At 67.1% G+C, this 25534-nt stretch carries 28 protein-coding genes and 2 tRNA genes; 18 read left to right on the top strand and 12 right to left on the bottom strand.

Going from position 1 to position 25534, the window contains the following annotated elements; all coding sequences use genetic code 11:
• The first annotated feature begins 53 nt into the window (after positions 1 to 53).
• The 6 genes from ACQUQR_RS12145 (at position 54) to ACQUQR_RS12120 (ending at position 5530) form a co-directional block, all read left to right on the top strand.
• Positions 54 to 1109 carry a DUF7350 domain-containing protein gene (locus ACQUQR_RS12145; RefSeq protein WP_435196747.1) on the top strand — a complete coding sequence of 352 codons (1056 nt, stop codon included), beginning with the start codon at positions 54 to 56 and terminating at the stop codon, positions 1107 to 1109.
• Positions 1109 to 2377: a DUF7405 family protein gene (locus ACQUQR_RS12140; protein WP_435196746.1), complete on the top strand. Its 1269-nt coding sequence runs from the start codon at positions 1109 to 1111 to the stop codon at positions 2375 to 2377. Before ACQUQR_RS12145 ends, ACQUQR_RS12140 begins: the two co-directional genes overlap by 1 nt.
• Before the next feature lie 85 nt (positions 2378 to 2462).
• Positions 2463 to 3140, top strand: a complete 678-nt coding sequence (locus ACQUQR_RS12135; protein WP_435196745.1) for a CAP domain-containing protein — start codon at positions 2463 to 2465, stop codon at positions 3138 to 3140.
• A gap of 36 nt (positions 3141 to 3176) precedes the next feature.
• Positions 3177 to 3623, top strand: a complete 447-nt coding sequence (locus ACQUQR_RS12130) for a pyridoxamine 5'-phosphate oxidase family protein (RefSeq protein WP_435196744.1) — start codon at positions 3177 to 3179, stop codon at positions 3621 to 3623.
• A gap of 251 nt (positions 3624 to 3874) precedes the next feature.
• Positions 3875 to 4693 carry an aldo/keto reductase gene (locus ACQUQR_RS12125; RefSeq protein ID WP_435196743.1) on the top strand — a complete coding sequence of 273 codons (819 nt, stop codon included), beginning with the start codon at positions 3875 to 3877 and terminating at the stop codon, positions 4691 to 4693.
• Between the two features lie 93 nt (positions 4694 to 4786).
• Entirely contained in the window at positions 4787 to 5530 is a 744-nt protein-coding gene (locus ACQUQR_RS12120) for a DUF429 domain-containing protein (protein WP_435196742.1), read from the top strand.
• Positions 5531 to 5585: 55 nt separating this feature from the next.
• On the opposite strand, the gene ACQUQR_RS12115 is transcribed toward ACQUQR_RS12120, so the two are convergent.
• Positions 5586 to 5780 (bottom strand): cold-shock protein, encoded by a 195-nt coding sequence (locus ACQUQR_RS12115; RefSeq protein ID WP_435196741.1) that lies wholly within the window; start codon positions 5778 to 5780, stop codon positions 5586 to 5588.
• Between the two features lie 145 nt (positions 5781 to 5925).
• Between ACQUQR_RS12115 and ACQUQR_RS12110 the strand changes: the two genes are divergently transcribed.
• Both ACQUQR_RS12110 and ACQUQR_RS12105 read left to right on the top strand, forming a co-directional pair.
• The gene (locus tag ACQUQR_RS12110) at positions 5926 to 6645 is read left to right on the top strand and encodes an MBL fold metallo-hydrolase (RefSeq protein ID WP_435196740.1); all 720 of its coding nucleotides are present in this window, start codon (positions 5926 to 5928) and stop codon (positions 6643 to 6645) included.
• Positions 6646 to 6648: 3 nt separating this feature from the next.
• Entirely contained in the window at positions 6649 to 7140 is a 492-nt protein-coding gene (locus tag ACQUQR_RS12105) for a macro domain-containing protein (protein WP_435196739.1), read from the top strand.
• Here the strand turns inward: ACQUQR_RS12105 and ACQUQR_RS12100 are convergent, their stop codons facing one another.
• Genes ACQUQR_RS12100 through ACQUQR_RS12090 form a run of 3 tightly spaced genes read right to left on the bottom strand, consistent with a single transcriptional unit; the run spans position 7141 to position 9426 of the window.
• A complete protein-coding gene (locus ACQUQR_RS12100) occupies positions 7141 to 7266 on the bottom strand; it encodes a hypothetical protein (RefSeq protein WP_435196738.1) in 126 nt (41 codons plus the stop codon).
• A 42-nt stretch (positions 7267 to 7308) separates the two neighbouring features.
• Positions 7309 to 8931 carry an acyl-CoA synthetase gene (locus ACQUQR_RS12095; RefSeq protein WP_435196737.1) on the bottom strand — a complete coding sequence of 541 codons (1623 nt, stop codon included), beginning with the start codon at positions 8929 to 8931 and terminating at the stop codon, positions 7309 to 7311.
• Between the two features lie 36 nt (positions 8932 to 8967).
• Positions 8968 to 9426, bottom strand: coding sequence for a DoxX family protein (locus ACQUQR_RS12090; RefSeq protein WP_435196736.1), 459 nt, complete (start codon positions 9424 to 9426; stop codon positions 8968 to 8970).
• A gap of 194 nt (positions 9427 to 9620) precedes the next feature.
• Here ACQUQR_RS12090 and katG point away from each other — a divergent pair, with 194 nt between their 5' ends.
• The 3 genes from katG (at position 9621) to ACQUQR_RS12075 (ending at position 12994) form a co-directional block, all read left to right on the top strand.
• Positions 9621 to 11753 carry a catalase/peroxidase HPI gene (katG, locus tag ACQUQR_RS12085; RefSeq protein WP_435196735.1) on the top strand — a complete coding sequence of 711 codons (2133 nt, stop codon included), beginning with the start codon at positions 9621 to 9623 and terminating at the stop codon, positions 11751 to 11753.
• Positions 11754 to 11981: 228 nt separating this feature from the next.
• Positions 11982 to 12485 (top strand): DUF7342 family protein, encoded by a 504-nt coding sequence (locus tag ACQUQR_RS12080; RefSeq protein WP_435196734.1) that lies wholly within the window; start codon positions 11982 to 11984, stop codon positions 12483 to 12485.
• Complete coding sequence (locus ACQUQR_RS12075) at positions 12485 to 12994, top strand: hypothetical protein (RefSeq protein ID WP_435196733.1); 510 nt, start codon at positions 12485 to 12487, stop codon at positions 12992 to 12994. The genes ACQUQR_RS12080 and ACQUQR_RS12075 overlap by 1 nt, the downstream gene beginning before the upstream one ends.
• Positions 12995 to 13478: 484 nt before the next feature.
• Here ACQUQR_RS12075 and ACQUQR_RS12070 read toward each other — a convergent pair.
• Both ACQUQR_RS12070 and ACQUQR_RS12065 read right to left on the bottom strand, forming a co-directional pair.
• Positions 13479 to 13552 (bottom strand) — tRNA-Phe (locus ACQUQR_RS12070).
• Positions 13553 to 13598: 46 nt separating this feature from the next.
• Positions 13599 to 13724 carry a hypothetical protein gene (locus tag ACQUQR_RS12065; RefSeq protein WP_435196732.1) on the bottom strand — a complete coding sequence of 42 codons (126 nt, stop codon included), beginning with the start codon at positions 13722 to 13724 and terminating at the stop codon, positions 13599 to 13601.
• 79 nt (positions 13725 to 13803) lie between these two features.
• On the opposite strand from ACQUQR_RS12065, the gene ACQUQR_RS12060 reads away from it, so the two are divergent.
• Both ACQUQR_RS12060 and ACQUQR_RS12055 read left to right on the top strand, forming a co-directional pair.
• Positions 13804 to 14157 carry a CHY zinc finger protein gene (locus ACQUQR_RS12060; protein ID WP_435196731.1) on the top strand — a complete coding sequence of 118 codons (354 nt, stop codon included), beginning with the start codon at positions 13804 to 13806 and terminating at the stop codon, positions 14155 to 14157.
• A 42-nt stretch (positions 14158 to 14199) separates the two neighbouring features.
• Positions 14200 to 15849 (top strand): alpha-amylase family protein, encoded by a 1650-nt coding sequence (locus ACQUQR_RS12055; protein WP_435196730.1) that lies wholly within the window; start codon positions 14200 to 14202, stop codon positions 15847 to 15849.
• Between the two features lie 209 nt (positions 15850 to 16058).
• Here the strand turns inward: ACQUQR_RS12055 and ACQUQR_RS12050 are convergent.
• Positions 16059 to 16131, bottom strand: a tRNA-Val gene (locus ACQUQR_RS12050).
• Positions 16132 to 16214: 83 nt separating this feature from the next.
• Here ACQUQR_RS12050 and ACQUQR_RS12045 point away from each other — a divergent pair.
• The 3 genes from ACQUQR_RS12045 to ACQUQR_RS12035 all read left to right on the top strand — a co-directional run bounded on the left by ACQUQR_RS12045 (position 16215) and on the right by ACQUQR_RS12035 (position 19646).
• Positions 16215 to 16748 (top strand): DUF192 domain-containing protein, encoded by a 534-nt coding sequence (locus ACQUQR_RS12045; protein ID WP_435196729.1) that lies wholly within the window; start codon positions 16215 to 16217, stop codon positions 16746 to 16748.
• Positions 16749 to 16810: 62 nt separating this feature from the next.
• Positions 16811 to 18724: an ABC transporter ATP-binding protein gene (locus tag ACQUQR_RS12040; protein ID WP_435196728.1), complete on the top strand. Its 1914-nt coding sequence runs from the start codon at positions 16811 to 16813 to the stop codon at positions 18722 to 18724.
• Between the two features lie 196 nt (positions 18725 to 18920).
• The gene (locus ACQUQR_RS12035) at positions 18921 to 19646 is read left to right on the top strand and encodes a creatininase family protein (RefSeq protein WP_435196727.1); all 726 of its coding nucleotides are present in this window, start codon (positions 18921 to 18923) and stop codon (positions 19644 to 19646) included.
• Here ACQUQR_RS12035 and ACQUQR_RS12030 read toward each other — a convergent pair whose 3' ends face one another.
• From ACQUQR_RS12030 to ACQUQR_RS12020, 3 genes are all read right to left on the bottom strand, one after another.
• Positions 19647 to 20129 carry a DUF5790 family protein gene (locus ACQUQR_RS12030; RefSeq protein ID WP_435196726.1) on the bottom strand — a complete coding sequence of 161 codons (483 nt, stop codon included), beginning with the start codon at positions 20127 to 20129 and terminating at the stop codon, positions 19647 to 19649.
• A 65-nt stretch (positions 20130 to 20194) separates the two neighbouring features.
• Positions 20195 to 21220 carry a DUF7544 domain-containing protein gene (locus ACQUQR_RS12025; protein ID WP_435196725.1) on the bottom strand — a complete coding sequence of 342 codons (1026 nt, stop codon included), beginning with the start codon at positions 21218 to 21220 and terminating at the stop codon, positions 20195 to 20197.
• Between the two features lie 45 nt (positions 21221 to 21265).
• The gene (locus ACQUQR_RS12020) at positions 21266 to 21631 is read right to left on the bottom strand and encodes a dihydroneopterin aldolase family protein (protein WP_435196724.1); all 366 of its coding nucleotides are present in this window, start codon (positions 21629 to 21631) and stop codon (positions 21266 to 21268) included.
• A gap of 121 nt (positions 21632 to 21752) precedes the next feature.
• Here ACQUQR_RS12020 and azf point away from each other — a divergent pair, with 121 nt between their 5' ends.
• Complete coding sequence (gene azf, locus ACQUQR_RS12015) at positions 21753 to 22496, top strand: NAD-dependent glucose-6-phosphate dehydrogenase Azf (RefSeq protein ID WP_435196723.1); 744 nt, start codon at positions 21753 to 21755, stop codon at positions 22494 to 22496.
• 377 nt (positions 22497 to 22873) lie between these two features.
• Here azf and ACQUQR_RS12010 read toward each other — a convergent pair whose 3' ends face one another.
• Positions 22874 to 24733, bottom strand: a complete 1860-nt coding sequence (locus tag ACQUQR_RS12010; RefSeq protein ID WP_435196722.1) for a ribosome biogenesis/translation initiation ATPase RLI — start codon at positions 24731 to 24733, stop codon at positions 22874 to 22876.
• A 1-nt stretch (position 24734) separates the two neighbouring features.
• Positions 24735 to 25049, bottom strand: a complete 315-nt coding sequence (locus tag ACQUQR_RS12005) for a hypothetical protein (RefSeq protein WP_435196721.1) — start codon at positions 25047 to 25049, stop codon at positions 24735 to 24737.
• 187 nt (positions 25050 to 25236) lie between these two features.
• Here ACQUQR_RS12005 and ACQUQR_RS12000 point away from each other — a divergent pair, with 187 nt between their 5' ends.
• Positions 25237 to 25509: an ArsR family transcriptional regulator gene (locus tag ACQUQR_RS12000; RefSeq protein ID WP_435196720.1), complete on the top strand. Its 273-nt coding sequence runs from the start codon at positions 25237 to 25239 to the stop codon at positions 25507 to 25509.
• Positions 25510 to 25534: the final 25 nt, after the last annotated feature.

The raw sequence follows: 25534 nt of genomic DNA, 5'->3' as shown, positions 1-25534 counted from the left end.
CCTTCGAGAGACCTACCAGAACCGGCTTTTCTCCGGGGGACGACCCTCCCGACATGCACAGACGGACGTTTCTTCGTGCCGGCACGCTCGCCGGTGTCGCCGGGCTCGCCGGTGTCGCCGGGCTCGCCGGGTGTTCCAGTCTCCTGCAAACCGAGCCGGCTGGCCAGCCCGCGGTCCTCGAGGACCGCCCCGACGCCGTGTACTACCCCACGCACGTCGAGGGGATGCAGATGGCCGGGATGGGGATGGCCGACGGCTATCAGTTCGGCCTGATGTACTCCTATCCGCACCGTTTCTGGAACGTCAACGGCTCCTCGATCCAGCTGACCGAGATCGAGGCGGACGACGACGTCCACCTGATGGCGACGGTGTTCGACCCCGAGACGAAACAGGTGCTCCCCGAAACGGGTCTCTCCATCGAAATCGAGAAGGACGGCGCGCTGGTCTCACAGGAGGTCATCTACCCCATGCTCTCCCAGCCGATGGGGTTCCACTACGGCGCGAACTTCGGGCTCGATGGCGATGGCACCTACGACGTGACCGTCTCCGTCGGTGGGATGCCCATTCGCCGCACGGGCGAGTTCGAGGGGAAGTTCGGCAACGCCGCCTCGACGACCATCGAGATGGAGTACTCGCGGGCGAAACGCGACGAGATCATGTATCGCACCACGCCCGAGAAGGCCGGCTCGCGGGCCGCGGTGGAGCCGATGCAGATGGAGATGCTGCCGACCGGCTTCGCCCCCGAGCTGGACGCCCGCGCGACCGCGACGAGCGGCGACGCCACCGTCGATATCGTCGTCCGCGAGCCTCCTGCCGGGGTGGATGCCCCCACCTACCTCGCGGCGGTCATGTCGACCCCGTACAACCGGATGGTCATCCCCGCGGCCGGGCTGGCAGCCACCCTCACGCGCGACGGCGAGACGGTGTTCGAGGGCGAACTCGCCCGGACGCTCGACCCCGAGCTGGGCTACCACTACGGCGCGGGCGTCGAGTCGGTCGAGTCGGGTGATACCCTCGCCATCGAGGTGACGACGCCCCCGCAGGTCGCGCGCCACGAGGGGTACGAGACCGCATTCTTGAACTTTGAGCCGATGGAGGTGACGTTGTAATGGTCGAACGCAGAACCGAAGGCACCCGCCGGGAGTTCATGAAGGCCGCCGTCGCCATCGGCGGCGCGAGCGCGCTGTCGGCCTGTACCGAGCGGCTCGGCGGTGGCCCTGACGTGCCGACGGGCGACCTCGACGCGGTGCCGGAGCGCCAGCACGCGTGGAACGCCGTCCTCCGAACGGACGACCACGGGAACGCCGTCGCGCCGCGGCACCACGTCGTCGCGCTGTTCGACCTCCCGGGCGACGGCCCGCCGACCGACGCCGACCGCGAGCAGGTCGCCGCGGCGCTCGACGGCCTCAACCGCGCCTACGCGTGGTCGAACGAGGGGCTGCTCGTCACCGCGAGCTACTCGCCCTATTATTTCGAGCGGTTCGACGAGTCGCTCCCCGAGAGCGTCGACCTCCCGAAGCCGACGGCGCTCTCGTCGTTCGAGGACCCCGCGCTCGACGACCCGGACCTCGTCGTCCATCTCGCCAGCGACCACGCTCCCGTCGTATTGGAGGCGGAAGAGGCCCTCCTCGGCAACCGCGAGCGGGCGAACGGCGTCGAGCTGACGGCCTCGTTCGACGGCGTGCTCGACCGCCGGGAGCGCCGCACCGGCTTCGTCGGCGCGGGGCTCCCCGCGGAGCATCAGGACGTGGAAGGGATCCCCGACGGTGACCCCGTCCCGGAGGACGCCCCGCTGTTCATGGGGTTCAAATCCGGCTTCACGAAGAACCAGGCGAGCGAGGACCGCGTGACCATCCAGTCGGGGCCGTTCGCCGAGGGCACGACCCAGCACCTCTCGAAGATCCGGCTCCGGCTGGACGACTGGTACGGCGAGCAGGACCACGAGGACCGCGTCGCCGAGATGTTCTGTCCGTTCCACGCCGAACAGGGGACCGTGGAGGGTACCGGCGAGTCGCTCGGCGACGACTCGGCGATGGACGACTGCGGCGACCCCGCCGCGGCCGCCTCGGAGTACGGCCGCATCGGCCACTCCCAGAAGATGGCGAGCGACGCGCGAGAGGACGGCTCGCCCATCATCCTCCGCCGCGATTTCGACTCGACGGACGGCGGCGAGGCGGGCTTGCACTTCCTCGCCGTCCACCGCGAGATCGGGGACTTCGAGAAGACCCGCGAGGCGATGAACGGCGAGCGGTACACCGAGAACCCCGCCATCCGCCAGCGGGTGAACAACGGCATCCTCGAGTACACCTTCGTCCGCCGGCGCGGCAACTACCTGATGCCCCCGCGGTCGAAACGCGCACTGCCGGACCCCCGCTGACGCGCCTCGCTTCCGACTCCCGGTGACCCCTCCGCTTGGTCCACGCTGACGCACGGTTTTTCCTTCTCCTCCCCCATAGCCGACCGTGGACTGTTCCGTCTGCGGCCGTGAGGTCCCCGTCTCCGCCGCGTGCCGCCACTGCGCCGCGCCGGTCTGTGAGGAACACCGTTCGCCCGCGGCACACGACTGCCCCGGCGTCGAGGGCCGGTACACCGACTACGGCGCGCCACGGACCCGCGAGGTCCCCGAGACTCCCCGACTCTCGGACCCTCAGCGCCTGCTGAAGGGGCTCCTCGTGGCCGTCGTCCTCGCGCTCGCCGTCGCGGGGGCGCTCGCTGCCGCGCCCGACCCCGGCCTCGACGAGCAGCGGGTCGAACGGCTCGTCCACGCGGAGATAAACGAGGAGCGCGAGGCGCGCGGGCTCGCCCCGCTCGCCTACAACGAAACGCTCGCGGCCGTCGCGGAGGCGCACAGCCGCGACATGCTCGAACGGGAGTACTTCGCCCACGAGGCGCCGAACGGGTCGGGGCTGGCGGACCGCTACCGTCGCGCCGGTATCGACTGCCCCGGCGGCGAGAACATCTACACGACGCCGAACGGGGAGCTCGCCGTCTCCGAGCAGGCGCTTGCTGACCGCATCGTCCGCGAGTGGATGCGCTCGCCGGGCCACCGCGAGAACGTCCTGAAAGCGCGGTTCTCGCGGGAGGGAATCGGCATCGTCGTCGCCGACGACGGGGTCTACGCCACGCAGAACTTCTGTTGACGAAACGGTCATTCTCGTTCGTCCCCTACTTCTCGCATGGCTGCCGCAGATGTCGGTGGGTTACCGGCCCGGACGCTGGAACGCGCGGAGATCGACTCGTTCCTCCGGTCGCAGGGCCACGGCGTGCTCTCGCTCGCGGCGGCGGGCGAGGCCTACGGCTTCCCCGTCTCGTTCGGCTACGACGGGGAGACGCTCTACTTCGTCTTCCAGCGCCCGCGCGAGGAGAGCCGCAAGGAGGTGTTCGCGAACGAGACGACGACCGCGAGCTTCCTCGCCTACGCGGTCGAGGGGAAGGCCGACTGGACGAGCGTCATCGCGACCGGCCCGCTGCGCTCCGTCGGGGCCGAGGAGTGGCCGACGCTGCTCGCCGCGGTGGAGGCGAACGCGTGGTATCCGGACCTGTTCTCCGCGACGGAGCCGATGCAGGACTTCCTCGGGTTCGCGCTCACCCCCGAGTCGGTCACCGGGCTCTCCGCCCGCTAGATCGGCATCGAGAGGAGCGTGGCGGCGACGCTCCCGACGGTCAACGCGGAGAGCATCCCGAGTAGCGTCTTCTGTACCCAGTACATACCCCTCCCTCTTCGTGGGGGATGATGTATTGCTACGAGCGTTCTCACAGCGGGAGAATCGGTCACGCCAAGTCCACCCCGCTCGTGCCGGCTGTCCGGTGTCGACCACCACGGCGGATTTCCGCGGGGACAACGGCTATCCGACAGCCGGACGCACCACCGGGTATGGACACCTTCGATATCGGTGGCGAGCTCACGGTGAACCGACTCGGCTTCGGCGCGATGCGGCTGTGTGGCGACGACATCATCGGCACGCCCGACGACGAGGCGACCGCCCGCGCGGTCGTCGAGCGCGCGCTGGAGCTCGGCGTGGACTTCATCGACACCGCGGACTCCTACGGTCCCGGCGTGAGCGAACGCATCCTCCGGGAGGCCGGTGCGCCCGAGGAGGCCGTCGTGGCGACGAAGGCGGGGCTCCTCCGCAACGCCGAGGGTGACTGGCTCCCGCACGGCGACCCCGACTACATCCGGAATCAGGTACTCGTCTCCCGCGACCGGCTCGGGGTGGACACCATCGACCTCTATCAGTTCCACCGGCCCGACCCGGACACGGACTTCGAGGACTCCGTACACGCGTTCGCCGAGCTCAAAGACGAGGGGTTCATCGAGCACGTCGGGCTCTCGAACGTCAGCGTCGACCAGCTCGAGACGGCCCGCGAGATCGTCGAGGTCGCGACGGTCCAGAACCAGTACAACATCGCCGACCGCTCGGACGAGGACGTGCTGAAGGCGTGTGAGGCGTACGACATCGGCTTCATCCCGTGGTTCCCGCTCGGCGCGGGCGACCTCTCGGACGTCGAGGGAATCGACGCGGTGGCCGAGGCGCACGACGCCTCCGTCTACCAGATCGCGCTCGCGTGGCTCCTCCAGCACTCGGACGTGACGCTCCCGATTCCGGGGACCTCCAGCGTCGCGCACTTGGAGGCGAACATGCGGGCCGCGGACCTCGAGCTCTCGGACGAGGAGCTCGCACGGCTCACCTGAGCCGGCGGCTCCTCGATTTCTCACCTGACCCGCTGTGCGCGAGCGGTGAGCGTCTGACGAACCCTTTTATCAGTGCGAACGCGTAGCACACGTATGGCAGACGCCGCGGAACCGCTCTACGTCGGGCTCACCGCGGAGCCGTGGCTGGCGGTCGCCTTCTCCCCGACCGGCTTCGACCACGTGCAGGTGTTCGACAGCGTGGGGGCCGCGTGGCTCGCGTACGAGGAGACGGCAGCGCGGATCCTCGTCGGCGTCCCCATCGGCCTCATCGAGAGCGGGCGGGGCCACCGCGAGTGCGACGAACTCGCGCGGGAGGCGGTCGGCCCCCAGCGCGAACACATCGTCCCCCCACCAGTCAGGGAGGCCACCCGGAAACGCCGGTTCCCGGCGGCCACGCGCACCCACGAGCGCAAGGCCGGGGTTCGCCTCACCGAGCGCGCGTTCGCCGCGAGCGAGGCCATCGCCGCGGTGGACGAACTCCTCCAGGAGCTCCCCGATGCCCGAGGGGTCTTCGCCGAATCGCACCCGGAGCTCTGCTTCCGGGCGTTCGCGGGGGAGCCGCTCGAGGAGCCGAAGGGGACGGCCGCGGGCTACGCCGAGCGGATGCGCACCCTCGCGGAGTTGAACCGGGACGCGCCCCCGGTCGTCCAGGGCGTCGCGGAGGGGACCACAGGATTCGAGGTGTCCGTCCCCGACGTGCTCGACGCCGTCGCGCTCGCGTACACCGCCCGCCCCGGCGACGCGCCGTTGCGGTCGCTCCCCGAGGAGCCGCCACTGGACGCGGAGGGGTTGCCGATGGCGATGCACTACCGGGCGGATGCGCCGCTCGTCGAGTAGCGTCCGAAAAAGCGCGTGTTTGTCAGTTCACCGCGGAAGCGGTGTGAAATACGCCTTACAGGCGGGTGACGTTCGTCGCGCGCGGGCCCTTGTCGGCCTGCTCGATGTCGAACTCCAGCTCCTGCCCTTCCTCGAGGTCCGGGCCACCGACGTCCTCCATGTGGAAGAAAACGTCCTCGTCCGCGTCCTCAGTCTTGATAAATCCGTAGCCGCCAGTGTCGTTGAAGAAATCAACGGTTCCTTTCGCCATTGCCTTTGAGGGGAGACGATACCGACTGATAAGGCTTCCGAAGGGCGCTCGACCCCGTGAGACACCGTTTCAGCCCGCGAGAGCTCCGTTCGCCTCCTCCGTGTCCGTCGGGTGGATTTAATCGGGCGCCGTGTGTTGTCCCCTCATGGCCACCTGTCAGCTCGTCCGGCACGCCACGCTGCTCGTCGACATCGCGGACCGAACGCTCCTCGTCGACCCGATGCTCGGGGACCCCGGAGTGGACCCGCCGATCCAGAACAGCCCGAACGAGAAGCGCAACCCCCTTCTCCCGCTGCCGGACGTCTCCCTCGACTACGACGCCGTGCTCGTCACCCACCGGCACAACGACCACTTCGACGACGCAGCGCGCGAGGCGCTCTCCCCCGGCGTCCCGCTCTACTGCCAGCCCGAAGAGGCCGACGCCTTCCGCGAGGAGGGCTTCTCGGACGTGCGGCCCATCGACGAGGAACGCGCGTTCGGCGAGGGGACCATCACCCGGGTCCCGGCCCGCCACGGCCACGGGTCGCTCGCGCAGGCGATGGCCCCCGTCGCGGGGTTCGTCATCGACGCCGACACCCGGCTGTATCTCGCGGGGGATACGGTCTGGTACGACGCGGTCGCCCGGACCCTCGCCACCCACGACCCGGACGCCGTCGTCGTCAACGCGGGCGCGGCGCAGTTCACGGAGGGCAAGCCCATCACGATGGACGCCGAGGACGTGGACGCGGTCCGCGACCACACCGACGGGCAGGTCATCGCGGTCCACATGGACGCGATCAACCACTGTCTCCTCACGCGCGCGGACCTGCGCGAGGCCGTCGACGACGTGGTTGTCCCCGAGGACGGCGACCGGGTCGACATCTGAACCATGGAGTTCGACGTAATCCAGGGGGATATCGCCGCCCAGCGGGCCGACGCGGTCGTCAACGCCGCGAACACGGCCCTCGAGATGGGCGGGGGGGTCGCGGGCGCGCTCCGCCGGGCAGCTGGAGAGGACATTCAGGCGGAAGCCCGCGAGCAGGCACCCATCGAGCTGGGCGAGGCCGTCGAGACCGGGGGCTACCGCCTCGATGCCGAGTACGTCATCCACGCGGCGACGATGCGGCCCGGTGGCGGGGCCACGGAGGAATCGATTCGCGACGCGACCTGGAACGCGCTCGCCCGGGCGGACGACCTCGGCTGTGCGTCGCTGGTGCTCCCGGCGCTCGGCTGTGGCATCGCGGGCGTTCCGCTCGAGGAGGGCGCCCCGTGCATCTTCGAAGAAATCCGGGAGTACGAGCCGGCGACGCTCGCCGACGTGCGCGTCATCGCCTACGACGCGGGCGAGTTCGAGACGCTGAAACGGCTCGCCGACACGTGATCACGAGCCGAGCCACTTGGCCAGCCCGCCGGCCCCCGCGACCAGCGTCCCTGTGACGAACGTCCCGGGGATCGGGAGGACGAACAGTCCGGCACCGAACGCGATGGCGAGAGTGGATGCGTTCATCCCACTCTCAGTTCGGCCCGAGGCCGGAAAGGTGTGGTGGCCCTACTCCACGCGCTCCCGCTCCCGCTTCCGGAGTTCGACCCGGCGGATCTTCCCGCTCGACGTTTTCGGCAACTCCTCGACGAACTCGATGCGACGCGGGTACTTGTACGGGGCCGTCGCCTCCTTCGTGAACGTCTGGATCTCCTCGATGAGGTCGTCGCTCGGCTCGTACCCCTCGGCGAGGACGATGTACGCCTTCACGACGTGGCCGCGCTCGTCGTGGGGACTCTCGACGACGGCCGGCTCGGCGACGGCGGGGTGGTCGACGAGCGCGTCCTCGACCTCGAACGGGCCGATGCGGTAGCCCGCCGAGAGGATGATGTCGTCGGCCCGGCCCTCGAAGAAGAAGTAGCCGTCGCCGTCGCGGCTGGCGAGGTCGCCGGTGCGGTAGAACTCCCCGCTGAACGTCTCCGCGTCGAGCTCTGGCTTCTCGAAGTAGCCGTCGAAGATGCCAGGGCAGTCGACGGGGACGGCGATCTCGCCGATCTCGTCGGTGCCGAGTTCGCGCTCCGCTTCCACGTCGATGATGGTGGTGCCCATCCCCGGCGCGGGGCGGCCCATGCTCCCCGGCTTCACGTCGATGCCGGGGTAGTTCGTGACGAGCGCGACGGTCTCCGTCTGGCCGTAGCCGTCCCGCGGGGTGATGCCGAACGCCTCTTCGATATCCGTGATGGACTCGCTGTTGAGCGGTTCGCCGGCGGAGAGCACCTCCCGGAGGGAGACATCGTAGGAACCCAGGTCGTCGAGCTGGCTGAACATCCGGTACTGGGTCGGCACGGCACACAGCCGGGTGACCCCCTCCTCGGCCATGAGCTCGAGGAACGTTTCGGGATCGAACGCCCCGTCGTAGAGGAACTGCGGGGCGCCGGTGGTCAGGCCCACGCCGACGGGGCTCCAGAACCACTTCGCCCAGCCCGTCCCCGTCGTCGCCCACATCAGCTCGTCTGAGAAGTCGGTCTCCTGGGTGTAGCCCCACCAGTACGGCCCGTTCACCAGCTCGAAACAGCGCATCCAGCGATGGCGGTGCATCACGGGCTTCGGCTGGCCCGTCGTCCCCGAGGTGTAGTTGATGGACATCGGGTCATCCGCACCCAACTCGGGCCCGTCGTGGTCGGCCGACTCGCCGTCGATGAGCTCCGAGAAGGACTCCCACCCCTCGTGCTCGCCGTCGAGGACCACGAGCGTCTCCAGCGGGGTCGAGTCGAGGACCGGCTCGACCATCTCCGTCAGCGAGGCGTGACAGACGACCGCCGTCGCCTCGCAGTCGGTCGCCCGGAACTCGATGTCCTTCGCGCGGAGCATCGAGGAACAGGGGACCACGAGCGCCCCGCGCGTGAGGACGCCGAGCTGGATGGCGAAGGCGTCCGGATGCCGGGGGAACAGATGCATCACCCGGTCGCCCTTCCCGACGCCGCGCGCGGCGAGCGCGTTCGCGAAGCGGTTCGCGTCGTCCCGGATGTCGGCGAAGGTCCGTTCCTCCCGAGCCCCAGCCTCGTTCCGGAACGTCACCGCCACCCGGTCCCCGAACGCCTCGGCGTGGGTGTCGATGACCGCCGGGAGGTTGTAGTCGGCCGGGATGTCCCACTCGAACGCCTCGCAGGATTCCGCATAATCTATCGGCATGAATGTCGGTTGTTTCCGGCAGCGAGTAATCAATCTTTACCCGGTCGGGCCGTCCGCAGCCCCCCGGTCCCTCCCGTTGGGCCGGGTGTACCACCACGCCCACGCGATGAACACCGCCTGGAACGGGAGCCGTGCCCATCTCGTGAGAGTAGAGGGGTCGCGCGCGAACGCGGGCGCGGCGTCGATGACGACCCCGCTCGTCGCCATGTAGACGTTCGCGGGGAAGACGGCGACGAGCAGCGCGATGATCCCCCACGCCGCCAGCCGTCGCGTTGGCGGGTAGAGCACCGCGATGCCGAGGACGACCTCCGCGACGCCGGAGAGATACGCGAGCGCGAGCCGTGCCGGGAAGACCGGGGGGATCGCCTGTGCGTACGCCTGCGGGTAGACGAAGTGGAGGAGTCCCGCGCCGACGTAGAACAGGCCCATCACGTACAGCAGGGGGCGCTTGAGTCGGGCGAGCACCGACGCCAGCCGGGAACGGAGCGGAGCCATTCGGCGGCTCTTCGCCCCCCGCGACGAAGAGGGTTGGCGTGGCGGAACCGTCGGTCGACTCGTGGGCCCAGCGGGGGCGAACACGTGAGCCAGACAACAGAAGTTTGCGAATCCGATAGATTGGTTTCCCGACCGCGAACTGTTCCTCACCGAAGTAGACAATCTTAACACGCAATGGCAACAATCAGCTGGTAATGCAGCGGTCCAACTACGACTGGTGGCCGAACCAGCTCGACGTGAACATCCTCGACCAGAACGCGAGTAACGTCGGCCCGTACGACGACGACTTCGACTACGCAGAGGCGTTCGAATCCCTCGATCTCGACGCCGTGAAGGCGGACATCGAGGAGGTCATGACGACCTCCCAGGACTGGTGGCCCGCCGACTACGGCCACTACGGCCCGCTCTTCATCCGGATGGCGTGGCACAGCGCCGGCACGTACCGCACGGCCGACGGCCGCGGCGGTGCCGATGGCGGTCGCCAGCGGTTCCCCCCGCTCAACAGCTGGCCCGACAACGCGAATCTCGACAAGGCCCGCCGCCTGCTGTGGCCGGTCAAGCAGAAGTACGGCCGGAACCTCTCGTGGGCCGACCTGATGATCCTCGCGGGGAACGTCGCCATCGAGTCGATGGGGTTCAAGACGTTCGGCTTCGCCGGCGGCCGCGAGGACGCCTGGAAGGAGGACGAGGCCGTCTGGTGGGGCCCCGAGACCGAGATGGAGACGAACGAGCGGTTCGACGAGCCCGGCGGCATCGAGGAGGGGCTCGGCGCGTCCGTCATGGGCCTCATCTACGTGAACCCGGAGGGCCCCGACGGGAAGCCCGACCCGATGGCCTCGGCGGAGAACATCCGCCAGACGTTCGACCGCATGGCGATGAACGACGAGGAGACCGCGGCGCTCATCGCCGGCGGCCACACCTTCGGGAAGGTCCACGGCGCGGACGACCCCGACCACCTCGGCGCCGAGCCGGAGGCGGCCCCCATCGAGTCGCAGGGGCTCGGCTGGGCGAACGACTACGAGTCCGGGAAGGGCGCCGACACCATCACCAGCGGCATCGAGGGGCCGTGGACGAGCAACCCCACGCAGTGGGACACGGGCTACCTCGACAACCTCCTCGACCACGAGTGGGAGCCCCACAAGGGTCCCGGCGGTGCGTGGCAGTGGAAGCCGACGAACCCCGACGAAGTCGAGTCGGCACCGGGCACCCACGGCGACGACGAGGAGCTGCCGATGATGCTCACGACGGACGTCGCCCTGAAGCGCGACCCCGAGTACCGGGCGATCATCGAGCGCTTCCAGGAGAACCCGATGGCGTTCGGGATGGCGTTCGCGAAGGCGTGGTACAAGCTCACGCACCGTGACATGGGCCCGCCGTCCCGGTTCCTCGGCCCCGAGGTCCCGGACGAGGAGATGCTCTGGCAGGACCCCCTCCCCGAGCGTGAGTACGATGTCATCGACGCCTCCGACGTCGATGCGCTCAAAGCCGACATCCTCGAGACGGACCTCACCGTCCCCCAGCTCGTCAAGACCGCGTGGGCGGCCGCCTCGACCTACCGCGACAGCGACAAGCGCGGCGGCGCGAACGGCGCCCGCATCCGGCTCGAACCCCAGCGTAGCTGGGAAGTGAACGAGCCCGCGGAGCTCGAAACCGTCCTCGAGACGCTCGAGGGCATCCAGGCCGAGTTCAACGAGTCGCGCGACGACGACACCCGCGTCTCGCTCGCCGACCTCATCGTCCTCGGCGGGAACGCCGCCGTCGAGCAGGCCGCGGCCGACGCCGGCTACGACGTGACGGTCCCGTTCGAGCCCGGCCGCGTCGACGCCACCCCGGAGCAGACCGACGCCGACTCCTTCGAGGCGCTCAAGCCCGAGGCCGACGGCTTCCGCAACTACTACAGCGACGAGGCCGACCGCCCGGCCGAGGAGCTCCTCGTCGACCGCTCCGACCTCCTGAACCTCACCGCCCCCGAGATGACGGTGCTCGTCGGCGGCATGCGCACGCTCGGCGCGACCTACGGCGATGCCGACCACGGCGTCTTCACCGACGACACCGGGACGCTCACGAACGACTTCTTCACGACGCTGCTCGGGATGGACACCGCGTGGCAGGCTACCGACGACGAGAACGTCTACGAGGGCGTCGACCGCGCGACCGGCGAGGTGGAGTGGACGGCCACCCGCGCCGACCTCATCTTCGGCTCGCACTCCCGGCTCCGCGCGCTCTCCGAGGCCTACGCGGCCGACGACGCCGAGGAACAGTTCGTCGAGGACTTCGTCGAGGCGTGGCAGAAGGTCATGCAGGCCGACCGCTTCGACCTCGAGTAACCGCGCGGACGGCTCGTTCTTTCCTCGCAGACTTCGAACCCTCACAGACCTCGAACTCGCCGCCTTCGAGCCTCTCGTCGACGGCGAATGCGAAGCCACTTTTTCACCACTCTCCACCTGTTCGGTCACGTGGAATTTGAATATTTGAGCAGGGGGAAATTATTTCATCCAAGCAGTGCAAGACCTAGTCGGATGGCTGACTCGAATCCGGGATCGTGGACGGAGAGTATGAGCGGGCGTGAGCGCGTCCGGCACGTCGTGGAGCTGCTGGACGAGCCAACACCGGTGCAGGAGATCGCGGACCGAGCAGATGTCTCGCGTGCAACGGCTGACGATGAACTCCAGCGACTGCAGAGCGATGACTGGGTCACTGAAACGACCGTCGACGGGACGAAAGCCTACGACCTGAATCCTGTGCGGATGCTCTTTGATGAAGTGACTGATCTGATCGAGGCTCACTCGCGTGACGAATTGGAGAGCCAGCTCACAGAGCTGAAGGAGGAACAGGAAGAGTTGGCTTCAGCGTACGACGTGAGTTCGCTCGAAGAGTTCCGGGAACAACTTGTGAATGAGGAGCTCTCGGCTGAGGAGCTTCGTGACCGTCGTAACGTGATCGCCACATGGGAAGCGATCAACACGGAACTCGGGCTCGTAAGGCATGCCCTCCAGCTGTATGATGACGTCGTGGAACTCTCGTCACCGCGGACTGACTCTCCCTCGACACTCGCCTAATGGTGGTTTTCCTCGCTAATCGGACGAACTTGCAGAGCAAGCGGCTTCACGACCGTATCCAGAACCGACTCAGTGGTGAGTTCGAGAACGTTCGGCGGCGACGTGCTGAGCCGCGTGAAGCCGGCCCGTACCGGGTGATCGCTGAGGTAAACCCACGCCAGTTCTTCGGTGACAACCAGTACCCGGTGACGGGCGCGCGGGTCGAGATTGGGTTTCAACTACAGACTGGAGAGCCTCACGAGTACTACTGGTTCAACTGGATCGAGCCAGAGCGAAGTCTGCTGGTCGGCTGGCATCAAGACGACACGCACAGCGACCTCGGACCAGTTCATCTGCAAGTGAACGACGGCGCGACACCCGTCGCGCACGAACCCGCGGAGTTCATCGACTCACATCCGCTGGACGTCGTCGAGCGCAGACTCAACCCGCTTCGAGACGCAGTCCTCGCTGTCGAGTGGGAGCAGGGACGCCCCGTTGGACTCGATTCCGCTGCCACGGGACGTGAGTAGGTCTGCATTTTGGTGAGTTGTAAATCGGTTCCAAGAAACGGTGAAAATCGCCCGCGCGGCACCGCAGGTATTTGAACTGTGAGTACCATGCCGCCTCCCGGATTGTGAACTTCACTCGCAGCGAAGCTGCTCGTGCGTTCAAATCCGGTCGGGACCATTTTCACTGCTCGCAGGCTCCGTCGCGTCGCTCCTTCGCTGGTTCGCAGGAAAATGCCGACTCCCGGATTGTGAACTTCCGAAAGACTCGCTTCGCTCGTCTTTCGACTTCTCGCTCGCTACGCTCGCGAGAACGGGGACAGCTCGATCTTCAGCCGAGTGCGTAACGCTCTCGAATGAGAACCGTGTAGAAGCCGGATGCCGCCTCCCGGATTTGAACCAGATCGAGACTCGCTACGCTCGCCTCGTAGGGTTCAGAATCCGCTCGGGACCATTTTCACTGCTCACAGACTCAGTCGCTCTGCTCCTTCGTTGGTTCGCAGGAAAATGCCGCCTCCCGGATTTGAACCGGGGACAGCTCGATCTTCAGTCGAGTGCTCTCCCAGTCTGAGCTAAGGCGGCCTACACCGTACCCGACGGCGATTATATAAAAAAGGATTTCGAAACGCTACAGCAGAAACACGTCGGCGCTGTCGTACTCCCGGCCACAGTTCTGACAGACGTAGGTCATCCCGTCCGTGCTCTCCAACCGCCCACCACACTCCGGACAGTCGGACCCAGCTTGTGACGACATACCACCCCTTCGCTTCGGACGCGGTATAGCCTTTTCGTGGGTCGGAGGGTTCATCCACGCCCGCGGCGAACCCCAGTGCATGTCCGAGGGTGAGACGGTGACGGTCGGGGATACCACGGTCCACGGAATCGGCCTCGACATCGAGACGCGGTGTGCCCACTACGCCACCGAGCGCGACATCATCGCCATCCGGTTCGCCTGTTGTGATCGGTACTTCGCCTGCGCGGCGTGCCACGCGGCCATCGCGGACCACGACGCGGAGCCCATTCCTAACTCTGCGTTCGACGAGCCGGGGGTGCTCTGCGGGGCCTGCGGGTCGCTGCTCTCGGTCTCCGAGTACCTCGAATCTGACCACGCGTGCCCCGCGTGCGGGGCCGCGTTCAACCCCGGCTGTGCGGCCCACTACGACCGGTATTTCGCGGGGGTCGGGTGATTCGGGCAGGTTTTTACCTTCGGCCGAGTGCTCTCAGCAAGGATGACCGGGCACCTCGAGCGACCGGACTGGTACCGCGATGCCGTCGTCTACACGCTGAACGTGCGGACGTTCAACGACAGCGACGGCGACGGCTGGGGCGACTTTCAGGGACTCATCGACCGCCTCCCGTATCTCGACGAGCTGGGCGTCGACTGCCTCTGGCTACGCCCCTTCTACCCCAGTCCGCTGCGGGACAACGGGTACGACGTGGCCGACTACTACGCCGTCGACGAGCGCGTCGGCACGATGGCGGATTTCGAGGCGTTCATCGACGCCGCGGATGACCACGGGATGCGCGTCCTCACCGACCTCGTCCTGAACCACACCTCCACCGAGCACGAGTGGTTCCAGCGCGCCCGCGAGGACCCGTTCTCGGAGTACCACGACTACTACCTCTGGACGAGTCACGTCGAGGAGGCGTACAACACGATGAACATCTTCCCGGAGTTCGAAGACGGCGTCTGGAGCTACGACGACGTGGCCGAGAAACACTACTTCCACCAGTTCTACGGCCACCAGCCGGACCTGAACGTCGCCAACCCCGCCGTCCAGGAGGAGCTCTTTTCGATACTGGAGTTCTGGCTCGAACGCGGCGTGGACGGGTTCCGCATCGACGCGGCCCATCCGATGACCCTCCCGAAGGGTCACAACGCCACCGAGTTGGAGGACCCCCACTGGCTCTTCCGGGAGATGAAACGCCGCGCCCGCGCCGTGAAACACGACGCCGTCCTCCTCGCGGAAGCGGACGACGAACCCCACCGGCTCCACGAGTACTTCGCCGACGGCGAGGCGTTCGACGTGCTGTTCAACTTCGTCGGGAACTCGCATCTCACCTACGGCATCGGGGTGAAAGACACCTGGCCGCTCCACCGGATGTTCGACCTCCTCCCCGAGCCCTCCGACACCGTCTGGTGGGCGAACTTCCTCCGGAACCACGACGAGTGGAACCTCCTCAAACTCCCCCACGAGACGCTCGAACACGCCCGCGAGTACTTCCGTCGCGGCGAGGGCGAGGAGGACTCCTGGGTGTTCGGTCGCGGCCACCGCCTCCGGCTCGCCGACCTCTACGACGGCGACCACGACCGCATCGCCATGGCCCACAGCCTGCTCCTCTCGCTGCCCGGCACCCCGATCGTCTTCTCCGGCGACGAGATCGGCATGGGCGCGGACCTCTCGCTCCCCGAGCGCTTCGCCGTCCGGACCCCCATGCAGTGGGACGACTCCGAGAACGCCGGCTTCTCCACCGCCGACGCCGACGACCTCGTCCTCCCCGTCAACGACGACGACCGGTTCGGCTTCCACCACATCAACGTCGCGTCCCAGCGCGACGACCCCGACTCCCTCCTCAATCGGGTATCGGCCGCCATCGAGGCCCGCCACCGGTGTCCCGAAGTCGCCCACGGCTTCTTCGAGGTCCTCGACACCGGCCACAAGGACGTCTGGGCCCACCGGTTCCACCTCGACGACTCCGTACTGCTCACCGTCCACAGCTTCGCCGACGAACCCCGCGAGACCGTCCTCGAGTTCGACGCTCCCGTCGGTGAGCAGGTCCTCGGTGACGCCGACTACCACGTGCAGGACGGCGGCGTCACCGTCTGGCTCGACGACTGTGAGTACCTGTGGCTGCGCGGGGACAGGGACGCGTGGTGAGATGGGGGTCGCGGCGGTTTCGTTCTTGGGGCGGCGTCGAACGTCTGGGTGGACCCGGACGGAGTTGAACCGAAGCGAGACGTGCTCGCTCGCGTTCGCTCGCTGCGCGCGCCTCGCAGGGTTCAACTCCGGTGGGTCCATTCGTCGGCACGGCTCCTCGCACACCGTTCGCGGCGCTCACGGGTGCTCGTCGCGTGTGCAGACAGAAGTGGACCCGGGCGGAGTTGAACCACCGATCTCTTCCTTGTAAGGGAAGCGTCGTAACCACTAGACTACGGGTCCGCACGCGAACCGAATCACCACACGGGAATAGCCCTTACGTTCCGGGGCGACAGGCTTTCACCGCTCGCACACACACACCACGTATGGACCGTCGGGTGACCCACCTCCTCGTCGCGCTCCTCGCCGTGACGGGCGTGTTCGTCGCCACGGGTGCCTACGAGCCATTTCTCACGACGGATGGCTTCCAGCCGACGACGGAAGCCCCCGGCGGGACCCCCACCGAGGGGGCCTACGAACAGGCCACCGTCCGGGTGCTCGCCGAGAACGGTACGGAGCTCGGGGCCGTGCGGGTCGCCATCGCCGACACCTTCCAGAAGCGCTACACCGGGCTCTCGGAGACGGAGTCGCTCCCCGAGAATCGGGGAATGCTGTTCACCTACGACGAGGAGGGGAACCACACCTACGTCATGCGGGGGATGGACTTCGGTATCGACATCGTCTACATCGGGGCCGATGGCCGCATCACCACCATCCACCACGCGCCGGAACCCCCCGAGGGCGCCGACGGGAACGAGTTCAGGTATCCGGGTCGGGGCCAGTACGTCCTCGAAGTGAACTACAACTGGACGACGCGAAGGGGTATCGAGGAGGGTGACCGGGTCGTCATCGAGCGATAAGGATTCTTACAGGAACCGCGTTCAGGGAACCCATTTAGGCGTGGGTCCCGAACGGACGTTCAATGGACCTCGCAGCGTCTGATGACGACCCGTTCGAGGAGCAACGGGAGAACGCCGAGAACCCCATGCGCCGGCTGTTCGGGGAGTACGGCGCCGGGCACCGGACGGCGTTCGTCGTCGGTGTGCTCTCCAGCATCGTCGCCCGGGTGCTCGATCTGCTTCCGCCGTTGCTGCTCGGTATCGCGGTTGACGCCATCTTCCTCCAGAACGAGCCGTACAGCCTCTTTCTCGTCCCCGACGCGTGGCTCCCGACGACCCGAGCCGGCCAGCTCTGGCTCACCGTCGGCATCATCTCCTTCGCCTTCTTCGGCGGCGCGGCGTTCCACTACACCCGCAACTGGGGGTGGAACGCCTTCGCCCAGCACATCCAGCACGCCATCCGGACGGACACCTACGACAAGATGCAGCGGCTGAACATGGAGTTCTTCGCCGACAAGCAGACCGGCGAGATGATGTCCATCCTCTCGAACGACGTGAACCGGCTGGAGCGGTTCCTCAACGACGGGATGAACTCCGCGTTCCGGCTTGGCGTGATGGTCGTCGGCATCGCCGCCATCCTGCTGTGGATCAACTGGCAGCTCGCGCTCATCACGCTCGTCATCGTTCCGCTGCTCGCCGTGTTCACCTACACGTTCATCCAGACCATCCAGCCGAAGTACGCCGAGGTGCGCTCCTCCGTCGGGCAGGTGAACAGCCGACTGGAGAACAACCTCGGCGGGATTCAGGTCATCAAGACCTCCCACACCGAGGACTACGAGTCGGACCGCGTCGACGACGTCTCACAGGACTACTTCGACGCGAACTGGGACGCCATCGCGACGCGCATCAAGTTCTTCCCCGGCCTGCGCGTGCTCGCGGGCGTCGGCTTCGTCATGACGTTCCTCATCGGCGGGCTGTGGGTGCTCGACGCCCCGCTCGGCCCCCTCTCGGGCTCGCTCAAACCCGGTGAGTTCGTCACGTTCATCCTGCTGTCTCAGCAGTTCATCTGGCCGATGGCCCAGTTCGGGCAGATCATCAACATGTATCAGCGAGCGTACGCCTCCGCCGCGCGCATCTTCGGGCTGATGGACGAACCCTCCCGCATCGCGGAGGACCCGAACGCCGACTCGCTCGACGTCGAGGAGGGGCGCGTGGTCTACGACGAGGTCACCTTCGGCTACGAGGAGGAGCCCATCATCGAGGACGTGAGCTTCGACGTGCCTGGAGGAGAAACGCTCGCACTCGTCGGTCCCACCGGGGCCGGGAAATCAACCGTCCTGAAACTCCTGCTCCGGATGTACGACGTGGACGACGGGGCCATCGAGATCGACGGGCAGGACCTCCGTGACGTGACCATCCCCTCCCTGCGCGAGCACGTCGGCTACGTCTCACAGGACACGTTCCTCTTCTACGGGACCGTGAAGGAGAACATCACCTACGGCACCTTCGACGCCACCGACGAGGAGATCGTCGCGGCCGCCAAGGCGGCGGAGGCCCACGACTTCATCACCAACCTCCCGGAGGGGTACGACACGAAGGTCGGCGAACGGGGGGTCAAACTCTCCGGAGGCCAGCGCCAGCGCATCTCCATCGCCCGCGCGATCCTGAAGGACCCCGAGATCCTCGTGCTCGACGAGGCGACCTCCGACGTGGACACGGAGACGGAGATGCTCATCCAGCGCTCGCTGGACGACCTCACCGAGGACCGGACGACGTTCTCCATCGCGCACCGCCTGTCGACGATCAAGGACGCCGACCAGATCGTCGTCCTCGAGGACGGGCGAGTGGTCGAGCGCGGCACCCACGAGGCGCTCATCAGCGAGGACGGGCTCTACGCCCACCTCTGGGGCGTACAGGCTGGCGAAATCGACGAGCTTCCCGAGGAGTTCATCGAGCGCGCGGCCGCCCGACAGGCGCGCACGGAACTGGACGACTGAGGACCGTTCACATATTTACCACACCCGATGGTTTCGACTGGAGTTTTCGGTCGAGTATAGTCGTCTCAATAGCGAACGCCATGGTTTCGGGTGGAGAAATACGACGGCTATCGGGTAGTATATAGCGAACGCCATGGTTTCGACTGGAGATGGCGCGGGCGATGAGGACTAAGGGGCTGCCACTCCCATCCCCGATATGCACCTCGCCGACTCGACGTGGACCGACGTGCGTGACACGGACGCGGACGTGGCGCTTCTCCCCGTCGGGAGCACGGAACAGCACGGCCCGCACGCCCCCCTCGGCCTGGACTTCCTCGCCGCGGAGGCCGTCGCGGACGCGGGTGCGGAGGCCTACGTGGACACCTACGGGCGCGAGGCGCTCGTCGCGCCGACCCTCCCCATCGGAATCGCGGAGGAACACCGCGCCTTCGACGGCACGCTCTGGCTCTCGCCGGACACCTTCCGCGCGAACATTCGGGAGACCGTGGGCTCGCTCGCGCACCACGGCTTTTCGAGAGTGGTGGTCGTCAACGGCCACGGCGGGAACGTCGACGCCCTCGGGGAGGTCTGTGCGACCATCTCCCGGCAGGACGCATCCTACGCCGTCCCGTTCACGTGGTTCGACGCCATCGCCGCGGAGGGGATGGGCCACGCCGGCAAGGTGGAGACGGCACTCATGCGGCATCTCCACCCCGAGTTGGTGCACGAGGACAGAACGCAGGAAGCGAAAGACGGTGCGGCGGACCGGTGGGGCGAGTGGCTCCACGGCGTGAACTTGGCCCACGACTCGTCGGAGTTCACCGACAGCGGCGTCGTGGGAGACCCGACGACGGGGTCGGCGGCGCTCGGCGAGGAACTGCTGGAGGAGGCGGCGATGGCGCTCGCGGAGGTCGCGGATGCGGTGGCGACCCGCGCGCGCTGATCACTCCTCTTCTTCTTCTTCTTCTTCTTCCTCTTCTTCTTCCTCTTCTTCTTCCTCTTCCTCCTCGTCCTCATCGCTCTCGTCGTCCTCTGCCTCGACGGCCTCCTCCAGTTTCCCGCGGAGGCCGGGGATCGTGGAGGCGAGCGTCGAGACCTGTTCGTGGGCCTCGGTGACCTCCGCCATCAGCGCCTCGACCTCGGCGATCGCCTCCTCCAGGTCCTCGGGGTCGTCGAACGCGTCTGCGCGCTTGCCGACGGCGAACCACTTCTTGGCGTCGCGGAGGTGGTCCGCGGCGTCGCCGGTGTCGAGCGCCGAGCGGAGGCCGTTCAGCACGCCGAGGGTGTTGTCCGCCTCCACGTCCCAGATGCTGTCGGCGTCCGGGAGGGCCGCGCGCGCCTCGTCGAGGGAGGCCTCCACGTCCGCGCGCATCTCGCTTGCCGCCTCGCCGAACAGCTCGTCGTCGTTCAGGGTCGCTTGACTCATACCGTGTGATTCAGCGGCAGGGGGGATAAAAGGACGCCCGAAACTGAAAGTGAAAACCGACCGACTCAGGCCGTTCCGGCCGTTCCAGCGGGGGGCGCCCCGTCCTCGCTTCCGCTCTCGTCTCCGTCATCCCCCTCGTCCCGCTCCAGCAGGTCGTACTCGCTCGTGTCGCCCAGCTCCAGCAGGGCGTAGTACCGGAGATACGCCACCACGGGCACCCGGACCGCGGCCGTCACCGCGAGGAGGGCGAACCCCCCGGCGAGGATGAACGGGGCGAGCAGCACGAAAAGCAGGGCGTTCGTACCGGTGAGGAGGCCGAGGCCGGCACCGAACAGGCCGACGAGCCCCGCCGGGATGAACAACACCGCGGCGAGCAGCCCCACCACCGTCGAGACGGCGGCCCCACCGACCACCGAGAGGACGATGGAGAGCAGGAGGTAGACGCCGTACTCCTCGAGGTTCCCGCGCACGACGGGCCAGAGCCGCTTCCAGCCCGCGACGGGGCCACAGGCTTCCCGGAGCATGATCGGCACGACGAACGCCGTCGTGAACCCGTTCACCACCGCGGCGACGGGGACGACGACGAGGAACACCGGAATCGCGACGAGGAGGGGCGCGATGGAGAGCCCGCCGGGGCCGCGGAGGGCGAACGCTGCAGCGCCGAGCAGCGCCAGCGGGAGGAGCGCGAACAGGCCGATGAGCACCCGGAAGCCGAGCAGTCGGAGGCCGTCGCCGACGTGCTCCCCGAACGGCTCTCTGATGCGAGTCTCGCCGGAGACGAGCGCCTCGACGAGGACGAACGCCATGATGCTCCCGACGACCGCGAAGGCGAGCGCGACGAGGAGGCCGACGGCGACGAGTGCGACGAGCAGCAGCCCGGTGCGCCCGAACATGAACGGGAGATGCCCGAACTCCGTGCCGAAGTGGGGGCTCTCGGTCGTCATGGAGAGGCCGGGGCCGGGCATCGAGACGCCACCGAGGAAGAACACCATCGCGGCGAGGCGAACCCAGCGGCGGGCGTTCAGGGGGACGAGCAGGTCACGGGTCGCCTCGAACGCCGTCTCGAGGTTCTCGGTCGCGTGGAGGGACATACCAGTCCTGTTCGCCGACCGAGACAAAAACCTTCGTGAGCCGTGTTACTCGGTCGCCGGCTCCGGTTCTTCGACCGACTCCACGCGCATCAGGGGGTAGCCGTCGACCATGTCCATCCGGGTGTGGACCTCTACCCCCTCGTAGTCGATGACCATCTCCACCTCCATGAACCGGCCAGTCAGCTCCGTGTAGGTCGCGTCGGTGCCCGCGAGCTCCTCGCGCACGGCGTCCTCGAGGATGTCGACCGACACCTCGAGACAGTGCGGCTGGTTCTCGATGGCCTCCTCCATCGCCCGTGCGATGGAGTCAGCCGACCGGGGGGCGAGCGGCGTCCCCGTGAACTGGTGGTAGAGCGTGCCGAACTTGATGCCCGCCTCGAAGCAGGCCGTCTGGGCGTCCGTGGGGTCCATGCCCCCTCTCGGTGGGGCAGCCCAATAGTCCCCCGCGGTTCGGTCCCCCGTCGCGCTCTTTCCCACCGCCTGACAGCTGTGGAATCGGACGTTTCTTACCGCCTTCGGGCGAGGGGCCGATATGGACGAGCCGGTTCTGCTCACGGGTGCCGGCGGCCGCGTCGGTGGGGCCATCCTCGAGGGCCTCGAAGACGCGTACGACTGGCGGCTCATGTTCTACACCCCGCCGGACGAGGAGCCGGCCCACGACTACCTCGTCGGCGACATCACCGATCCCGAGACGATGCGTGAGGCCTGCGAGGGCGTCGGCGCGGTCCTCCACCTCGCCGGCGACCCCCGCCCGGAAGCCCCCTGGGACAGCGTCCTCCAGAACAACATCCACGGGACGAAGGTGACGATGGAGGCCGCGGTCGATGCGGGGGTGGAGAAGTTCGTCTTCGCCTCCTCCAATCACGCCGTCGCGGCCTACGAATTTGAAAGACAGCCCGAGATCTACCGCGAGGAGTCGGAGTATCGGCTCGACGGGACGGAACTCCCCCGCCCGAAGAACCTCTACGGGGTGTCGAAGGCCACCGGGGAGACACTCGGGAGGTATTATCACGACATGGAGGGGCTGTCCGTGTGCTGTATTCGCATCGGGAACCTGACGAAGGGCCATCCTCCGGTCGATTATGAACGAGGGCAGGCGATGTGGCTCTCACACCGGGACTGTGCGCACCTGCATCAGTGCGCCATCGAGGCTGAGTATGACTACGAGATCGTCTACGGGATTTCGGATAACGACCGGAAATACTACTCGCTCGATAGAGCGAAGGAGGTTCTTGGGTACAATCCGCAGGACAATTCCGCTGAGTTCGAGGACTGATTCTTTTGGTGTTGGTTTGGTTTTTGAGTCAGTAGCGACTGCTTCGCTGAGAAGGGCTGCAAAGCCCTCACGCTCTCGACTCGGTGCGTCCGCTGCGCTCCTCGCCTTCGGCTGCGGTGCTTGTCGGTACGCGCCGTCGTCGAGAGCGTTCGCCCTTTGCGATTCCGCCAGGAACCGCACAGCACAGCACCGCGACCGCACCGCACCAGCCCTTTTCCGTGGGACTCGTTCCACTCGTCCCACGACGTTCGCCTCACTGTCGTTCGGCTCACCCCCGACTCGCGCTTGCGCTCGCGGGTGCTCGCGGCACGCGCAGACGGCCGCGTGGCTACTCCGACGGCAAGCTCACACCCTGAAAAACCCGAAAACCGACGCTGCTATTCGAGGTCCTCGTCCGCGTCGAACTCCTCCTCGCCGGCCGGCGCGTAGTAGTACTCGCCGGCGTTCTTCTGCTCGCGGTCCTTCTGGGAGCCGGGTTTGTTGATGCGCGGGCGGCTGGTGCGCTGGTCGCGCCGGAAGGTGACGTCGAGGTTCGCGAGGAACTCGTTCATCCCGTCGCGCATGCCCTTCGGCTCGCCGGCGTGGCCGTACTCGGCGGGCTCGCCGGAGAAGACCTGCAGGCGGTCGGCGAGCAGGTCGATCATGTAGATGTCGTGGTCGATGACCATCGCGGTGGCACCGTGGTTCTCGGTGTAGCGGCGGATGGCGCGCGTGGCGAGCACGCGCTGTTCGACGTCGAGGTGGGCCGAGGGCTCGTCGAGCAGGTAGAGGTCGGCGTCCTTCGAGAGACACGCGGCGATGGCGACGCGCTGGCGCTCCCCACCGGAGAGGTCGGTGAGGTTCTGCTCCATGATGCGCGAGAGCTGGAGCGGCTGGGCGATTTCGGTCTCCCAGTAGGAGGAGCCGAAGTCGTCCGTGATGGAGGAGAGGAACGCGTCGACGCGCATCGGCTGGTCGATCTCGACGTACTGCGGCTTGTAGGAGATGTCGAGGTCCACATCTATTTCGCCCTCGTCGGGGGCGAGCCGGCCCGCGAGCAGCTTCGCGAAGGTGGACTTCCCGATGCCGTTCGGGCCGACGATGCCGAGCACCTCGTTGTTCCGGATCTTGCCGGCGTCGACTTCCAGCGAGAACTCGCCCTCGCCGTAGGACTTGGACATCGCGGGGTACTCCACGAGCACGTCCTCACCGCGGAGGGTGGGGTCGCGGGGCGCGTGCCGCTCGAACTCGATGGCGTTCGGGCGGATGCGCATGTTCTCGTTCTCGAGATACCCTTTGAGATACTCGTTGATGCCGTTCTTCGTCGATTTCGGGGAGGTGATGACACCGTAGGCGGAGGGCTCACCGTACGCGACGTGGATGGTGTCGGCGAGCAGGTCGAGCACGGCGAGGTCGTGTTCGACGACGAGCATCGAGCGGTCGCCCTCCTCGGCGAGCTCCCGAATCAGGCGGGCGGCGGTGACGCGCTGGCCGATGTCGAGGTAGGGGGTGATCTCGTCGAGGAAGTAGAAGTCGGCGTCCCGGACGAGCGTTGCGGCGAGCGCGACGCGCTGGAGCTCCCCGCCGGAGAGCGTGCCGATCTCCTGGTCGATGACCGGGGTGATGCCGAGCCGGTCGACGAGCTGGTCGGCGACGCCGCGCTCGTCGACGCCCTCGATGAGTTCGCGGGTCTTCCCGGAGAACTGGCTGGGGATCTTATCGACGTACTGGGGCTTGCGCGCGACGGTCACGTCGCCGTCGCGGAGTTCGGAGAGGTAGTCCTGCAGCTCGGTGCCGCGGAACTGCTGCATGACCTCCTCGAACTCGGGTGGGTCCGCGTGGCGGCCGAGGTTCGGCTGGATCTCGCCGGCGAGCAGGCGCACGGCGGTGGTCTTCCCGATGCCGTTCGGGCCGAGGATGCCGGTGACGCGGCCGTCCTCCGGGGCCGGGAGCCCGTAGAGCTCGAAGGCGTTCTCGCCGTAGCGGTGGACCGGTTCCTCCTGGAGCTCCTGCGGGAGGTTGATGATCTCGATGGCGTCGAAGGGGCACTTCTCGACGCAGATCCCGCAGGTCTCGCCCAGACAGATCTCCTCGGAGATGCGGATCTGGTCGGGGCCGCCCTCCTCCGCGTCGGGCCCGCGCTGCGTGATACACTCCTTGCCCGTCCGGTTCGGTGGGCAGTAGTTCGCGCACTCATAGTTACAACGGTCGGGCGAACAGCGGTCGAGGTCGACCACTGCGATGCTGTCTCTGGCCATGTTAGAGGGTCGTCCCCGTACTCAGCAGGATGGCCCAGCAGACGAACCAGAGGGCGAACGTCATGAACGCCACGTAGAGGTAGTCCTTGGCTCCGAAGTCCTCGACGTCGATGCCGACGAGTCGCAGGACCGGGAACTGGACGATGACCGCGCCGGCGAGCACGAGCAGGCCGAGCTCGCTCGTCGCCGGGTTGGTCGCCTCCGCGGTGACGACCGATGAGACGCCCGCCGCGACGATACCCATGATCGCCGCGAGCGACGTGACCGTCAGGCCCCGGAGATGCGGGGAAAAACGGCCGGCGGTGTCGGTTGCCATGTCCCCACCTCCGCCACGCGGCGGCAAAAGCGGTTCGTTTGCCGGAAGCCCATCTACACAACTGCGGTTGCGTTTCAGAAAAGTAAATTGATATTCGCGATTTCGATACTCTCCGGGGTTGAAACGGCAAGATTTCTTCGACAGAGCATCAATCTTTAAGCGTATGGCGTCCGTTGTACGAGGTACGATGCCTGAATCCCAAGGGGAGGACATCGCCGACCTGCCGCCGAGCGCCAAACTCGTGTTCAAGGTGCTGGAGTACAACGGCCCGATGACCCAGAAGGCCATCGTGCAGGAGTCGATGCTCTCGGCCCGGACCGTTCGCTACGCGCTCGAACGGTTGGAAGACATCGACATCGTCTCCGAAGACGTGTACTTCGCGGACGCACGCCAGAACCTGTACCAGATCATCGAGGAGGAGTCGCCAGCCGGCACGGAAGCGGCAGCCGCTGACGACTGACTAACCGTTCATTTTCCCGCTTTTT

Origin of the sequence: Natronomonas sp. EA1 (assembly GCF_051195035.1) — an archaeon.
GTDB lineage: Archaea > Halobacteriota > Halobacteria > Halobacteriales > Haloarculaceae > JBNTJV01.
This window is presented reverse-complemented; position numbering and strand designations above follow the sequence as displayed.